Source organism: Pseudomonas emilianonis, from assembly GCF_023072625.1.
GTDB lineage: Bacteria > Pseudomonadota > Gammaproteobacteria > Pseudomonadales > Pseudomonadaceae > Aquipseudomonas > Aquipseudomonas paraveronii.
Window position 1 is genome coordinate 1 of record NZ_JAKNRV010000106.1, and the last position, 14,750, is coordinate 14,750.

Below are 14,750 nucleotides of genomic sequence, written 5' to 3' on the forward strand. Positions count from 1 at the left end.
GGCACTGCCCTCGGCCATGCGCCACCCAACACACGGCAGCACCCTGCGCTACGAATTTATCGGCGGCGCCACCAGCCGCCAGCAATTCCCCCAGGATGAATGGCGGCGTTGCACCCAGGACGCCCTGCGGCGTATTGCCCAGAACAGTGGCTTCTACAGCCAGCCCGAAGGCCTGCCGGCGTTACGCAGCGCCATCGCCGGGCATATTGCGTTCTCCCGTGGGGTCAAATGTAGCGCCGACGACATTGTGGTCACCAACGGCGCGCAGCAGGCACTCGACCTGATCGCCCGCGTGGTGCTGGAGCCGGGTAGCATCGTCGCCATGGAAGACCCCGGCTACAGTCCGGCGCGCCAGCTGTTCATGGCGATGGGGGCAAACGTCATCGGGGTGCCTGTCGACGATCAAGGCATCCAGGTCGAGATGATCCCCGACGGCGCGCGGCTGATCTATGTGACACCGTCCCACCAGTTTCCCCTCGGCATGCCCATGAGCCTGGCGCGCCGCGAAGCCCTGCTGGCCCGCGCGTTCGAGCTGGGGGCGATCGTTATCGAAGACGACTACGACAGCGAATTCCGTTACGAAGGCCGCCCCACCGACTCCCTGCAAAGCATGGACACCCGTGGCGTGGTCACTTACGTCGGCACCTTCTCCAAAACCCTGCTGCCGGAGTTGCGCCTGGGCTATGCGGTACTGCCGCCGGCGATTTATGGCGCGGTGCTCAAGGCCAAGCAATTGACTGATCAACACAGCTCCACCCTGCCGCAATGGGCGCTGGCCAAATTCATCAGCGAAGGCTACCTGCTCAAGCACATTCGCCGCTGCCACAGCGTGTATGCCGGGCGCCGCGAGCGCATTCTGCAACGCCTGGCGGGTGACCTGTCGCCGTGGTTCGACGCGGTGCCCACCGTGGCCGGCTTTCATATGGCAGCGCTGTGCAAGGTGGCGGTGGACATCCCGCGGCTGCTGGAACTGGCACGCCAGATGGAAGTGGGCCTATATCCACTCGATGTGTTCTTTCACGACACGCCGGTACGCCCGGGCCTGATCATCGGCTTCGGCGCGATCGAAACCCTGGACATCGACCCGGCCCTGGACAAGGTGCGTGACATTCTCCAACACATTGGCTAACGGGCCTTCCCACACGATTCAGGGGCGCCTGAACAGGCGGCGGTGGTCTTCGACCCGCTCACGGCAGACACAGCCTTCAAGGTGATCATTGACCATCCCCATCGCCTGCATCAACGCGTACATCGTGGTGGGCCCCACGTAGGTCCACCCGCGTTTCTTCAAGGCCTTGGACAATCGCACCGACGCCGGTGATGTCGGGTTGGCCTTGCAGTAAGCCAGGTCCACCACCGCCGGGCGCTCTTCAGGCGCCGGTTCGAATGACCAGAGCCATTTCGCCAGCGAACCGCTCTCCTGCACCAACTCGCATGCCCTGCGCGCATTGTTGAGGGTCGAGACGATCTTCGCGCGGTTGCGCACGATGCCTGGATCAGCCATGAGCCGCTGGATATCCGCCTCGCCGTACTGCGCCACCCGGCGAAAATCAAAACCGTCGAACGCCCGCCGAAAGTGCTCGCGCTTGCGCAGGATGGTGATCCACGCCATCCCCGCCTGAAAACCCTCCAGGCAAATCTTCTCGTACAACTGAATGTCATCCGCCACCGGCACGCCCCATTCGTGGTCGTGGTAATGCGGATATTCCGGCGCAGCGATACGCCAACTGCAATGGGTCAGCCCCGCTTCGTTGCTGGTCAGCCCTGGTTTGTCCATCCATCACCTCGCGTGCTCAGGCGCGGATGATAAGCGAAAAAATTTGCGCCCCGCCAACCGCTCAAGCGCCGCCCTCACAGAGCAACTGGTCAGACCGGGACCCGCCAAGCGCGGAATATTTACTTGTGATCGGGAAAAACCCAAGCGTAGACTGGCCACGCACTGGACTTACCGGTAAGACCACAACAATTAAGCCCTGGAACCACCAGGGCACCGAATAGAGATCCCTCCCATGCTCAGATGGTGCTCGCGTTCGATTTTCCTGCAAGTCTTGATAGGTCTGATGCTCGGCATCATCTGCGGCTTGGCCCTCCCCGAATTCTCCTCGCAACTCAAACCCTTGGGTGACGGCTTTATCAAGCTGATCAAGATGCTGATTGGCCTGATCGTGTTCTGCGTGGTGGTCAGCGGTATCTCCGGCGCCGGCGACTTGAAAAAGGTCGGGCGCATCGGCTTGAAGTCAGTGATTTATTTTGAAGTGCTGACCACCGTCGCCTTGGTGATCGGCCTGATCATGGCCTTCAGCACCGGTATCGGCACCGGCGCGAATATCCACCTGGAGCAATTGTCCTCCGCAGGCTTGCATGAACTGGCCGACAAGGGCCAGCACGTCAGGGGCACCAGCCAGTTCCTGATGGACCTGATCCCCAACTCGGTGATCGGCGCATTTGCCGACAACAACGTGCTGCAAGTGCTGCTGTTCTCGGTACTGTTCGGCAGCGCGCTGAACCTGGTGGGCGAAGCCGCTTCGGGCATCTCGCGGCTGATCAACGAACTGAGCCATGTGATTTTCCGCATCATGGGCATGATCGTGCGCCTGGCGCCGATTGGCGTATTCGGGGCGATCGCCTTTACCACCAGCACCTACGGCCTGGATTCGCTGCAACACCTGGGCAGCCTGGTGGGTCTGTTCTACCTGACCTGCTTTATGTTTGTCGGGTTGATCCTCGGCCTGGTCATGCGCCTCTCCGGCCTGCGCATGCTGCCGCTGCTCAAGTACCTGCGCGAAGAGCTACTGATCGTGATGGGCACCGCGTCATCCGATGCGGTGCTGCCACAGATCATGCGTAAACTCGAGCACTTGGGCATTGGCAGTTCCACCGTGGGCCTGGTGATTCCGACGGGGTATTCGTTCAACCTCGACGGCTTCTCGATCTACCTGACCCTGGCCATCGTGTTTATTGCCAATGCCACCGGCACACCGCTGTCGATGACCGACCTGTTGACCATCCTGCTGGTATCGTTGATCACCTCCAAGGGCGCCCATGGCATTCCGGGCTCGGCGCTGGTGATTCTGGCGGCGACACTCACGGCCATCCCGGCGATTCCGGTGGTCGGCCTGGTGTTGGTGCTGGCCGTGGACTGGTTCATGGGCATCGGCCGCGCATTGACCAACCTGATCGGCAACTGCGTCGCCACCATCGCCATTGCGCGCTGGGAAAAAGACATCGACATCCAGCGCGCCAACAAGGTGCTCGACGGCGAGCAGGGTTACGCGTTCCAGGCTAAAAAACCGGTAGTGCCGGCGCATCAGGAGTTCTGATCCCTTTGCATGATCGACGCAGATCACCTATGGGAGGGGGCTTGCCCCCTCCCACACTTAATCGTCGCCTTTGTGGCAATTGTATTCGCAACATCAAGGAGCCATCGACGTGATCACCCCCTCAACCGTCGTCAATTCAGTCGTAGAAAAACTCCGCGCCGCCCTGGCGCGGGGCCAGTGGCGCCGGGGCGAAATGCTGCCCGGCCAGCGTGAACTGGCCGAACAAATGGGCATCAGCCGCCCGAGCCTGCGTGAAGCCGTGATCGTGCTGGAAACCCTCGGCCTGGTGCGCGCCATGCCCGGCAAGGGCGTAGTGGTGTTGGAAACCAGCATCAGCGAGCCGCAATCGAGCGACGCCGTGGCCGACGCCAGCCTCGAAGACATCCTGCAACTGCGCTACACCCTGGAGCCGTTCATTGTCGGCCTGGTGGCCCAATCCATCAGCAGCAAGGAAGTCGGCCAACTGCGCCTGACCTTGATGGACATGCGCGAAGCCTTGGACGCCGGCGATGCCGAAGCGGGCATGAACGCCTACATCGGTTTCCACGAAGAACTGTTCGCCCTCACCTCCAACCCGATCTTCCAGAACGTAGTGCAGCAAACCAGCAACGCCCTCAAGCAAAGCGCTCAGGTGCTGCGCAATTCTCCCGAACACCTCGCGGAGCGCCTGCAGGAAAACGACGCAGTGGTGCGCGCCATCCGCAACAAGAACAGCGCGCTGGCAAGTGCCGAGATGCGCCGACACATCCTCCAGGAAGGCCTGCGCATGGGCATTCGCTTGAACATCCCGGACGACCACCTGGGTAGCTGATTTTTTGGAGACCGGCCATGAGCGCCCACGCCCTGCAACGCGATCCCATCCTCCCTGCCCTGCGCCTGGTGGCAGGTAAAAAGCCCGCCGTGGACGACATCTACCCCCGGCTGTTCGACGCCATCCTCGAACAACGCATCGGCCCCTCCAGCCGCTTTACCGAAGACAGCCTGGGCGAAACCTTTGGTGTGAGCCGCAGCGTGATTCGCCGGGTACTGGCCAAGCTATCCCAGCAACAAGTGATCATTCTACGCCCCAACCAGCGCGCCCAAGTGGCTACGCCAGATGCACAGCAAACGCGGCAGATTCTGGAAGCACGACGCCTGACGGAAATGACCGTGGTGCAACTGGCCTGCGCACAGGCCACGCCCGCGCAGATACGCCAACTGCGCGAGCTGATTGCCCGCGAACGCGAGTGCATCCAGGGCGACCAGCGCGGGCCGGCGATTCGCTTGTCGGGGGAGTTTCACCTGCAATTGGCGGCCATTGCCGGCAATGGGCCGCTGGCACAGTTCCTCAATAGCCTGGTGCCATTGACGTCGTTGATCATTGCGCAGTTTCAAGCGAAAGCCTGCACGTACTGCGCGTGGCAGGAGCATGTAGCAATCGTGGAGGCGGTGGAGCAACAGGATGTCAGCGCAGCCGTGTCGTTGATGACCCAGCACCTGGATCAGCTGGAAACCAAACTACTCAAGCACCACTGATCTCCAGTAAACGCACAAACAAAATGTGGGAGGGGGCTTGCCCCCGATAGCAGCGTGTCAGTCAACAACTACATGACTGATACACCGCTATCGGGGGCAAGCCCCCTCCCACCGTTGCTTTACCGCTGAATCAAGCCGGCTGCAGCACCGACTGACCACTCAACGCCAAGTCGAGCAACTCACGGTTGGCCACCGCGTACATGGCGTAGTCCGTGCCAACCGCCGCACGGATTTCCACCATCATTGCGCGCCAACGATCGGCCATGTCCTGGTGCTGCTCAAGCCACAGGGCCACGCGGGCTTCCATGTCTTGTGGCGCGTCGGCCATTTGCAGTACGGAAATGGTGATCGCCCGTTGCTGCCAGTCCACGTCGTCGCGGAAGGCTTCGCGGGCCGCAGCCTGCCAGTTGTTGGCCACCGGCAGATCGCTGATCTGCTGCAGGTACCACGGCAAGTCCAGGGCGCTGCCGACGGCGAAGTAGGCCTTGGCCACTTCGGCGGCGTCATGCCCGGTCACGTCGGCGGCTTCGATGATCGGCAGCAAGGTATACAGGTGGGTAGTGCCTGCAACCATGCGTGCCAACAGCTCGGGTACGCCGGCTTCGGTGTAGGCCTGATAGCGGTTCTGCCAACCCTCGCGGGTCGGGCCTTCCAGCAGTTCGTCGAGCTTGAGGCCCAACGCCGCCAGGTGCGGACCGAAGTGTGCGGTGTCACGCCCGGCGTCCTGCTCGTTGCGACGGCTGCGCAGGAACCAGCGCGTAGCGCGACGGCCCAGGCGCATCAGCTCGTCCATCAACTCCAGTTGCACGTCGGCAGAAACCTGGTGGTCCAGGGCTTCGATCTGACGGAACCAGTGCGGGAGGTGGAAGATGTCACGCACGATCACATAAGCGCCGGCCACGTTCGCCGGGCTCATGCCGGTCGACTCTTTGAGTCGTTGAACGAAGGTGATGCCCATGTGGTTGACCAGATCGTTGGCGATCTGGGTGCTGACGATCTCGCGCTTCAGACGGTGGCGACGCATCGCCTCGCCGAACTTGGCGACCAGGCTCGGTGGGAACGCGGTCTCCATGTCACGGGTCAGGTACTCGTCATCCGGCACCTGCGACTTGAGCAGGGCTTCCTTGAGGTCGATCTTGCTGTAGGAGATCAACACCGACAGCTCCGGACGGGTCAGCCCCTTGCCGGTGCCGGCGCGCTCGCTGAGCTGTTCCTCGGTCGGCAGGTACTCGATCGCGCGGTCCAGCTTGCCACGGCTTTCCAGGTCGCTCATCAGGCGCTTGTACTCGGCGGCACGCTCGTAGGCACGGCGCGCTGCCAGGGACAGGGCCTGGGTTTGCTTGTAGTTGTTGCCCAACACCAGGCTGCCGACTTCGTCGGTCATGCTCGCCAGCAACTGGTTGCGTTGCTTGTCGGTCATGTCGCCGGCCTGCACCACTTCGTTGAGCAGGATCTTGATGTTCACTTCGTGGTCGGAACAGTCCACGCCACCGGCGTTGTCGATGAAGTCGGTGTTCGAACCGCCGCCATTGAGGCCGAATTCCACACGCCCCAGTTGGGTCATGCCGAGGTTACCGCCCTCGCCCACCACCTTGCAGCGCAGCTCGTTGCCGTTGACGCGCAGCGCGTCGTTGGCCTTGTCGCCCACATCGGCATGGCTTTCGGTGCTGGCCTTGACGTAAGTCCCGATCCCGCCGTTCCACAACAGGTCCACCGGCGCCTTGAGCAAGGCGTTCAGCAGCTCGGTCGGGGTCAGCTTGTCGGCCTTGATGTCGAAGCGTTCTTTCATCTGCGCCGAGATGGCAATGCTCTTCGCGCTGCGCGAGAAGATGCCGCCGCCTTCGGACATGATGCTGGTGTCGTAGTCGGTCCACGCCGAACGCGGCAGCTCGAACATGCGCTGACGCTCGACGAAGCTGGTCGCCGGGTTCGGGTTCGGGTCGATGAAGATATGCAGGTGGTTGAAGGCCGCGACCAGTTGCAGCTTGTCGGACATCAACAGGCCGTTACCGAATACGTCACCGGCCATATCGCCGACGCCGACCACCGTAATGCTGTCTTCCTGCACGTTGATGCCGCGCTCACGGAAGTGACGCTGCACGCCGACCCACGCGCCCTTGGCGGTGATGCCCATTTTCTTGTGGTCGTAACCGGCCGAACCACCGGAAGCGAACGCGTCGCCCAGCCAGAAGCCGTAGTCGATGGCGATGCCGTTGGCGATATCGGAGAACGTCGCGGTGCCTTTGTCGGCTGCGACGACCAGGTACGGGTCATCACCGTCATGCCGCACGACGTTGACCGGCGGCACCAGGGCGCCGTCCTTGAGGTTGTCGGTGATGTCCAACAGGCCGGAAATGAAGATGCGGTAGCAGGCGATGCCCTCGGCCGCGATCTCGTCGCGGCTGCCGCCCAATGGCAGGCGACGCGGCAGGAAGCCGCCCTTGGCGCCCACCGGCACGATCACCGAGTTCTTCACTTGCTGGGCTTTGACCAGGCCGAGCACTTCGGTGCGGTAGTCTTCTTCACGGTCGGACCAACGCAGGCCACCACGCGCAACGTTGCCAAAGCGCAGGTGCACGCCTTCGACGCGTGGCGAGTAGACGAAGATTTCAAACTTCGGCACCGGCTTGGGCAGCTCAGGAATGGCCCGCGGGTCGAACTTGAAGCTGAAGTACGACTTGTTCTGGCCGTTGGCGTCGGTCTGGTAGAAGTTGGTGCGCAGCGTGGCCTTGATCAGGTCCAGGTAGCGACGCAGGATGCGGTCTTCGTTGAGCACCTGAACGTCGTCCAGGGCGCTGAGAATCGCTTGTTCCAGGCGTTGCTGCTTGTCTTCCAGGTCGTCGGCGGCGAGCTTGCGCGCCAGGTAGAAGCGCGTCTTGAACAACCGGGTCAACTCGCGGGCGATGTCGGTGTGGTTGTTCAGGGTGCTGGCGATATAACCGAGGTCGAAGCCCAGGCGGATCTGCTTCATATAACGGGCGTAGGCACGCAGCAGCGCCACGTCGCGCCATGGCAGGCCGGCGGTCAGCACCAGGCGGTTGAACGCATCGTTCTCGGCGTCGCCGTGGACGATATGCACGAACGCGTCCTGCAGGGTGTCGTTGAGCTGCTGGATATCCAGGTTCACGCCTTCGGCGGCGATGAAGGCAAAATCGTGAATCCAGAACTCACGCCCCTTGGCGTGACGCAGACGATACGGGAACTCACCCAGCACGCGCAGGCCGAGGTTTTCCAGGATCGGCAGGACGTCGGACAGCGCCAGCGGGGTGTCGGCATGGTAGAGCTTGCAATGCAGCTCGCGCTGGCCGGACACCTGGCCCAGCGGCTGATAGAAGCTCATCACCAGCGGGTTGGCTTCAGTCAGGCTGAGCAAGTGCTGCATGTCGACCACGGCCGAATGCGCGGCAAAACGCTCGCGGTAGCCGGCCGGGAAGCCTTTCGGGAAGTCCGCCAGCACGTTGGTGCCGTGGGCTTCGCCGAAACTTTCGACCACCAGGCTGGAGTAGTCGTCCTGCCAACTGCGACAGGCCTGCACCACTTCTTTTTCCAGCTGCAGCGTGTCGATGTCCAGGCGGTTCTTCGGGTCGACCCGCAGAATCAGTTGCACACGGGCCAGTACGGACTCGGAGAAGAACGTCCAGAACTCGCAGTCCGAGGCTTTCAGGCGATCCATCAGCACTTGCTGGATCTTCTGGCGCACTTCGGTGGAGTAGATGTCACGCGGCACGTAGGCCAGGCAGTAGCAGAAACGACCGTAGGGGTCTTTGCGCAGGAACACGCGGATCTTGTTGCGTTCCTGGATCTGCACGATCGACATCACGGTGCTGAACAGCTCGTCGACCGGGGTCTGGAACAGGTCATCACGCGGCAATACTTCGACCACCTGCGCCAGTTCCTTGCCCAGGTGAGCCTTGGCCTGGAAGCCCGAACGGCGTTCGATTTCCGCGACCTTGCGGCGGATATAAGGAATCACCCGCACGCTTTCGCCGTACACCGACGAGGTGTACAGGCCCATGAAGCGGCATTCCTTGATGACCTTGCCGTCGGCGTTGATCTCACGGATCGACACGTAGTCCGGATAGGCCGGGCGGTGAACGCGGCTAGGGTGTGCGGCCTTGGCGAACGACAACACGGCCGGCTCGCGCAGGTAGGACACGGCATAGTCTTCGATGCGCAGGTCGTCGGCGGTGAGGCCGGCGCGCAGCAGCTTGGTCAGACCGAGGAAGGAGCCGGCGTCATATTCGATATGACCGCCGTCCGCCTCGTCACGTACCACGAACTCTTCATAGCCGAGGAAGGTGAAGTGGTTGCCCACCAGCCATTCCAGGAAGTTCTTGATCTCGGCTTTTTCTTCGCCGTCGATGCTGAACTGGCTGGCGTCGATACCGGCCAACAGTTCCTGGACCTTGGCTTTCATCGGCTCGAAATCGGCCACGGCCACGCGCACTTCGCCCAGCACCTGCTCCAGTTCTTTGCTCAGCACGCTCAGTTCGGCGGTGTTGGCGCAGCGGTCGATTTCCAGGTACATCAGCGATTCTTGCTGGATGCCTTCGCCCTGGGTGCCTTTAGGCAGGATTTCCAGCAACTCGCCTTTCTTGCCACGACGCACGCTGAGCACGGTGGTTTGCAGGGTGTGGATGCTGTAGCCACGGCGGTTGAGCTCGGTACGCACCGAGTCGACCAAAAATGGCAGGTCATGGTGCAGCACTTCGACCGCAGTGTGGGTCGACTGCCAGCCATGACGTTCGTAATCGGGGTTGTAGACCCGCACCTGGGGCTCGGTGTGGTCGAAGCGCTCAAGCAGGCGCCAGGCAGACAGGGTGCAACCGGCCAAGTCGGAAAGACGACGTTGGGTCAGTTCGTCCAGGGAAATGATGCCGAAAAATTGTTCAGCGAACAGCGCCACTTGTGGCAGTGCCTGTTCACTGATGTGCTGCGCCAGTGCCGCTTGCAGTTGATGCTGGAAGTCGGCCTTGCTGGCTGCGGTGAAGAACGCCATCTGTGGTACTCCGCTTGGGCTTGTTATTGATGGAAGCGTCGCGTGTTATCCCCTTGCGGGGAGACCGTCAGCTCTGTTCGCAGGTAACGATGTAAGCACCATAAACGAATCAGGGTGACAGGTGGGTGAAGCTGGACAAGACGATCAGGTCACATACAACTTCCATTAGACGTACACCTTGCCAGGCGACGGTGTGACGGGCAGGTCTGGCTCCCGACAGAGGGCACATCCGTTGCGCAGCTTAACGAGTGTAGGAAGACAGCTGCTTGCGGCGCTGCGACATATTCGGTCATCGGCTGGCAATGCAGGGTTGCACAAAGGGCAACCACACGCTCCAGACTACAAAAAAACCGGTCACCGGCGCTGGCTTCAAGCCAAAGATAGCTAACACACTCGAAGCCCGTCGGCACATACCTACAGCACATCAAGCAACAGACCTCGAACATCAGGGAACTTTTCCTGCGCCAACCGCCAATCAAAAAATACACAGGGAGCGTGGTTTACCGACTGTCATCTATTGCAGGCCCGTCATGATTACGCCCACAACTCCCTCGCCCATCATTTCGCAACCCATCCTGTCACCGGACAACATCAAACCGCCGATTTCGTTCGCCGACAGCGGCATATATTCTGCCGAGTGGGATAAATACAATCAGCCGGCCCCCAGGCCGCAGCCGAGCAGTGACCAAGAGCGGTTCGAAACATGGAAGCTGCAAAACGCTGGCAAATCGTCGCAATGGAAACTCGATAATCTCCCGGATTACGCGCCCACCTCATACGCCGAAGAAATAAGAAGATTCCACGGGCACCCTGATGGAGCACCCGCCTCCGACTACCGAGATTCCTTCGTTCGAAACCCCGGCCTCGAAAACCATATAACGGATACTTCCCCCCTTGTTAGGGGCCCGAGACACCTTGTAGCAGCGCACGTCAAGTATCAGATAAAACAGCAATTTGGATTAGATGTTGATCCAGATAAAACCTACTTGACGACCATCGCTTACGACCACACTTCGTACAAGCGCCCCCACAAGGGATATATCATAAGAAAAATTTCACTCACCGATGCAGCCATGCGAAACATCCAGGGCGAAGAACTACCGTCAGGCATGCCGCTGTTTAGATATTCAACCTATAAGAACGGCAAGCCCAGTTTTGATATACAAGAAAACTCAAGGCACTCTAAAGACCAGCCCAGTATCAACGGCGTCTTCGATGCGCCTGACGGAGAAAGGATTTCAACGCACTACACCGGCATTTATACCGAGCCCGGCAGTTCGTCCCCCAACACATACAGCGCTGAAAACCAGGTTCCCCTGTCGCCTGACGACTTTATGAAAATGACGTGGGACCACGCCTATAAAAAGCCATACGACACGTACATTGATCAGTATTGGGACACGAACCGAAAAGCGTATCCGACACGTATAAAGGTTAATTTCTTACAGGCCGCCAGCCAGCAATATCACCATCACTCCCTGAGCAAGGAAGACCTGCGCCTCGCTGAGCGGGCGGCCGGAATGCCACACGGCAAATCATTTGCACAACTCACACCTGACGATCTCAACAAGCCCTACCGGCCAGACCCTGACCTGGAAATAAAATTCCTCAGTTACAGCGGCGCCCAGTCTTCAGACGTATTCTATGTTCGAGACAAGAAAACCCAGAGAACGCTGCTCTTCATGCCAGGAAACGACCCGCAAATCATTCAGTCCGACTCCCCCAAAGAAATGAATAAGTGGCTCGGCGCACACATTGCCGACCCCAATAATGAAAACTCATTTTTAAGTCATTTCCTTATGGACGACGCACCCAGCACCCTGTTTTACGGCGGCATTCAAAAGCGCTTGCAGATCCACCAAAACCTGGCAAAAGAACAAGGTGCCGATGCCTACTACGAACGGCTCCACGCCTGGGAAGAGGGAGGTATGTTCGCCGGAAAGACCGTGGACGACCCCTTCAAGGAAACTCAGAAACGCACCGAGTCTGCCACTCGATCAGACGCGTATTACCAATTCGTGCTCAATTCAGACCATACAAAAAACACCGTCATCCGAGCGTTGGGGTATCTGAGTTTGGGCACCACGGTGCTTGCGCCACTAGGGTTCGCATTTCCCCCTGTAGGTTATTTACTGACCGCCTTCTCGTTAGGGGCGGGATTGGGGCGGGTGGGTATCGGAATAGATGACACGGCCAATAACCGGCCTGGCGGACCTGATCGCATACTCGACGGAGCCTGGCGAACCGTGACGCCCATCGCGACAAGTGCACTTGGCAACGCAGCGGCGCCCTTCTCCAACGCGGTTAAAACCTTTGCACTCAAACCATGACGCACGAATTGAATTCATACCGACATAAATATGGCCGCAGTGGCAGAATCCTGCTTTTGCGGCCAATAAACTCATAGGACTGCCATGCAATTGATTACGACCAACCTGATCGTCAACCCATGTGACGAAGAAGAAGACAACATGGCCATGCTCTGCTGCCACGGTCAAAGCGGCGAGATGTTCATGCTGACCCGCTACCCCGATGAAGATGAAGTGGAGCTGACCTGGGATTACGAGCCGTCAACCCTGGATGGGCTGAAGGTCACGCTGAGTGACACGACCTTGCGGGTAGAGCTGGCAGCCGGTGATGCCGACGCAATGGGTGGCAAGGATCTCCTGGAGATCACCCACGCCACGGCCGCATCGGACTTGGCCGAAGTGGAGGAAACCTTGCAAAACATCCTCAAAGGCGCTGGCACCTACGTCCGGGCATGATTGCCTCCCACACAAAATTCCTACAAGTTTTGCCAAAAATACTCGTTACGCCGTTAGTCGCCACCCCCCTCGATGCATTAAAGTAAGCCCCCCAAGCCCGGCGTTGCTTCTCGACCACCGGGCTCATCTCTCCAGGAACCGTCATCGATGGAACATCGTGAAGCGCTGCTTGCGCTGCGAACTTTTCTTTCTACGCAGATTCTCGGCCAGGAAAAACTCATCGATCGCCTGTTGATCGCCTTGCTTGCCGACGGCCATATGCTGGTAGAAGGCGCGCCGGGCCTGGCCAAGACCAAGGCCATCAAGGAGTTGGCCGAAGGCATTGAAGCGCAGTTCCATCGTATCCAGTTCACCCCCGACCTGTTGCCCGCCGACATCACCGGTACCGAGATCTATCGCCCCGAAACCGGCAGTTTCGTGTTCCAGCAAGGGCCGATCTTTCACAACCTGGTGCTGGCGGACGAAATCAACCGCGCCCCAGCCAAGGTGCAATCGGCCTTGCTCGAAGCCATGGCCGAGCGCCAGGTCAGTGTGGGCCGTAGTACTTACGAGCTGTCGCCGCTGTTTTTGGTGATGGCCACGCAAAACCCCATCGAGCAGGAAGGCACCTACCCGCTGCCCGAAGCCCAGCTCGACCGTTTCCTGATGCACGTCAAGATCGGTTTCCCGGACGCTGCCGTGGAGCGGCGCATCCTGCAGCAGGCCCGTGGCGAGGCGCTCAATGGCGAAACCAAACCCGAGCGCCGCGTCAGCCAGCAGGCGATCTTTGCCGCACGCAAGGAAATCCTCGGGCTGTACATGGCCGATGCGGTGGAGGAATACCTGGTGCAACTGGTCATGGCCACACGCACCCCGGCCAAATTCGACCCGGAAATGGCCGAGTGGATTGCCTACGGCGCCAGCCCACGCGGCTCGATCGCCCTGGACCGCTGCGCCCGAGCCCATGCTTGGCTGGCCGGGCGTGACTTCGTCAGCCCGGAAGATATCCAGGCGGTGCTGTTCGACGTGCTGCGCCATCGCATCATTCTATCGTTCGAGGCCGAAGCCGCCGGGATTGACCAGGACCGCGTAGTGCAACGCATTCTCGACGTCGTTGCCGTCGCTTGAAATCGATAAACGCAAGTTTAGGAGTCCGCGTCACGCTCGGCGAATTGATTGAGATGCGCCACCGCGTGCGCGAAGTGCAGCTGTTTTCCACGCCGAGCCAACGCAGCCCACTGATCGGCCTGCACCACTCCAAGCTGCGCGGGCGCGGGGTCGACTTCGACCAGGTACGCGTCTACCAGGCTGGCGACGATGTGCGCACCATCGACTGGCGCGTGACTGCGCGCACCCAGGAACCGCACACCAAGCTGTTCCACGAAGAGCGCGAACGCCCGATTTTCATCATGGTCGAGCAAAGCTGCCGCTTGTTTTTCGGTTCGGGACAGATGTTCAAGTCGGTGCTCGCGGCCCAGGCGGCCAGCCTGATCGGCTGGGCGGCACTGGGGCATAACGACCGTGTCGGCGGGCTGGTCTTCGGCGACAACGAGCACTACGAAATCAAACCGCGACGCAGCAAGCAAAGCCTGCTGCAACTGCTCAACCGCCTGGTGCGGGTCAACCAGAGCCTGAACACCGAAAGCCACCCCGAAACCGACGCCCTGGGCATGGCCCTGCGCCGTGGCCGTGAAGTGCTGCGCCCGGGCAGCCTGGTGATCGTGATCTGCGACGAGCGCGCACTGACCGAAGGCGCCGAACAACAACTGAGCCTGTTGTCACGCCACTGCGACCTGCTGCTGTTGCCGATCTCCGACCCGCTCGACCATGCCCTGCCCGCCGCCGGGCTGCTGCGCTTTGCCGAACGCGGTGCACAACTGGAACTGGACACGCTGAACTTCGATTTGCGCCAGGCCTACAAGGCCCAGGCCGAAGCGCGCATCGCCCGCTGGGAGCTGCTCGCGCAGAAACTGCGGGTATTGCTGATGCCCTTGAGCACCCAGAGCGAAATGGTCGAGCAACTGCGCGAATACCTCAACCCGCAACGCCCGGTTAAAAAGCAATGAGCAGCCTCGACCAACTCCAACCGCTGATCGCCCCGCCAGCGATCGGCTTCTGGCCGCCCGCGCCAGGCTGGTGGCTGTTGCTGCTGGTGATCCCGCTGCTGGGCTG

11 protein-coding genes are annotated in these 14,750 nt (G+C 60.5%); 9 read left to right on the plus strand and 2 right to left on the minus strand.

Annotation, left to right across the window (positions count from 1 at the left end; all coding sequences use genetic code 11):
* Positions 1-1,129 (plus strand): PLP-dependent aminotransferase family protein (locus tag L9Z73_RS13195; protein ID WP_247401636.1); only part of this gene is annotated, 1,129 nt, incomplete at its 5' end.
* 18 nt (positions 1,130-1,147) lie between these two features.
* On the opposite strand, the gene L9Z73_RS13200 is transcribed toward L9Z73_RS13195, so the two are convergent.
* On the minus strand, positions 1,148-1,777 hold the full coding sequence (locus tag L9Z73_RS13200; RefSeq protein WP_247401637.1) for a DNA-3-methyladenine glycosylase I: 630 nt from the start codon (positions 1,775-1,777) through the stop codon (positions 1,148-1,150).
* Positions 1,778-1,994: 217 nt separating this feature from the next.
* Between L9Z73_RS13200 and L9Z73_RS13205 the strand changes: the two genes are divergently transcribed.
* The 3 genes from L9Z73_RS13205 to L9Z73_RS13215 all read left to right on the plus strand — a co-directional run bounded on the left by L9Z73_RS13205 (position 1,995) and on the right by L9Z73_RS13215 (position 4,835).
* Positions 1,995-3,320, plus strand: a complete 1,326-nt coding sequence (locus L9Z73_RS13205; RefSeq protein WP_247401647.1) for a C4-dicarboxylate transporter DctA — start codon at positions 1,995-1,997, stop codon at positions 3,318-3,320.
* A gap of 109 nt (positions 3,321-3,429) precedes the next feature.
* Positions 3,430-4,131, plus strand: coding sequence for a FadR/GntR family transcriptional regulator (locus L9Z73_RS13210; RefSeq protein ID WP_247401638.1), 702 nt, complete (start codon positions 3,430-3,432; stop codon positions 4,129-4,131).
* A gap of 17 nt (positions 4,132-4,148) precedes the next feature.
* Entirely contained in the window at positions 4,149-4,835 is a 687-nt protein-coding gene (locus tag L9Z73_RS13215; protein WP_247401639.1) for a GntR family transcriptional regulator, read from the plus strand.
* A gap of 130 nt (positions 4,836-4,965) precedes the next feature.
* Here the strand turns inward: L9Z73_RS13215 and L9Z73_RS13220 are convergent, their stop codons facing one another.
* Entirely contained in the window at positions 4,966-9,834 is a 4,869-nt protein-coding gene (locus tag L9Z73_RS13220; protein WP_247401641.1) for an NAD-glutamate dehydrogenase, read from the minus strand.
* 266 nt (positions 9,835-10,100) lie between these two features.
* Between L9Z73_RS13220 and L9Z73_RS13225 the strand changes: the two genes are divergently transcribed.
* The 5 genes from L9Z73_RS13225 to L9Z73_RS13245 all read left to right on the plus strand — a co-directional run.
* Positions 10,101-12,164 (plus strand): dermonecrotic toxin domain-containing protein, encoded by a 2,064-nt coding sequence (locus tag L9Z73_RS13225; RefSeq protein ID WP_247401644.1) that lies wholly within the window; start codon positions 10,101-10,103, stop codon positions 12,162-12,164.
* Positions 12,165-12,248: 84 nt separating this feature from the next.
* Positions 12,249-12,599 carry a hypothetical protein gene (locus L9Z73_RS13230; RefSeq protein ID WP_247401646.1) on the plus strand — a complete coding sequence of 117 codons (351 nt, stop codon included), beginning with the start codon at positions 12,249-12,251 and terminating at the stop codon, positions 12,597-12,599.
* 147 nt (positions 12,600-12,746) lie between these two features.
* Entirely contained in the window at positions 12,747-13,706 is a 960-nt protein-coding gene (locus L9Z73_RS13235) for an AAA family ATPase (protein WP_017739127.1), read from the plus strand.
* 5 nt (positions 13,707-13,711) lie between these two features.
* A complete protein-coding gene (locus L9Z73_RS13240) occupies positions 13,712-14,644 on the plus strand; it encodes a DUF58 domain-containing protein (protein ID WP_247401648.1) in 933 nt (310 codons plus the stop codon).
* The coding region (locus L9Z73_RS13245; protein WP_247401649.1) for a DUF4381 family protein at positions 14,641-14,750 on the plus strand (110 nt) is incomplete at its 3' end. The genes L9Z73_RS13240 and L9Z73_RS13245, both read left to right, overlap by 4 nt.

Bases quoted from the DNA above. Each gene is read 5' to 3' on its own strand.
- L9Z73_RS13230 (WP_247401646.1), top strand. From the start codon at position 12,249: ATGCAATTGATTACGACCAACCTGATCGTCAACCCATGTGACGAAGAA.
- L9Z73_RS13235 (WP_017739127.1), top strand. From the start codon at position 12,747: ATGGAACATCGTGAAGCGCTGCTTGCGCTGCGAACTTTTCTTTCTACG.
- L9Z73_RS13215 (WP_247401639.1), top strand. From the start codon at position 4,149: ATGAGCGCCCACGCCCTGCAACGCGATCCCATCCTCCCTGCCCTGCGC.
- L9Z73_RS13200 (WP_247401637.1), bottom strand. From the start codon at position 1,777: ATGGACAAACCAGGGCTGACCAGCAACGAAGCGGGGCTGACCCATTGC.
- L9Z73_RS13220 (WP_247401641.1), bottom strand. From the start codon at position 9,834: ATGGCGTTCTTCACCGCAGCCAGCAAGGCCGACTTCCAGCATCAACTG.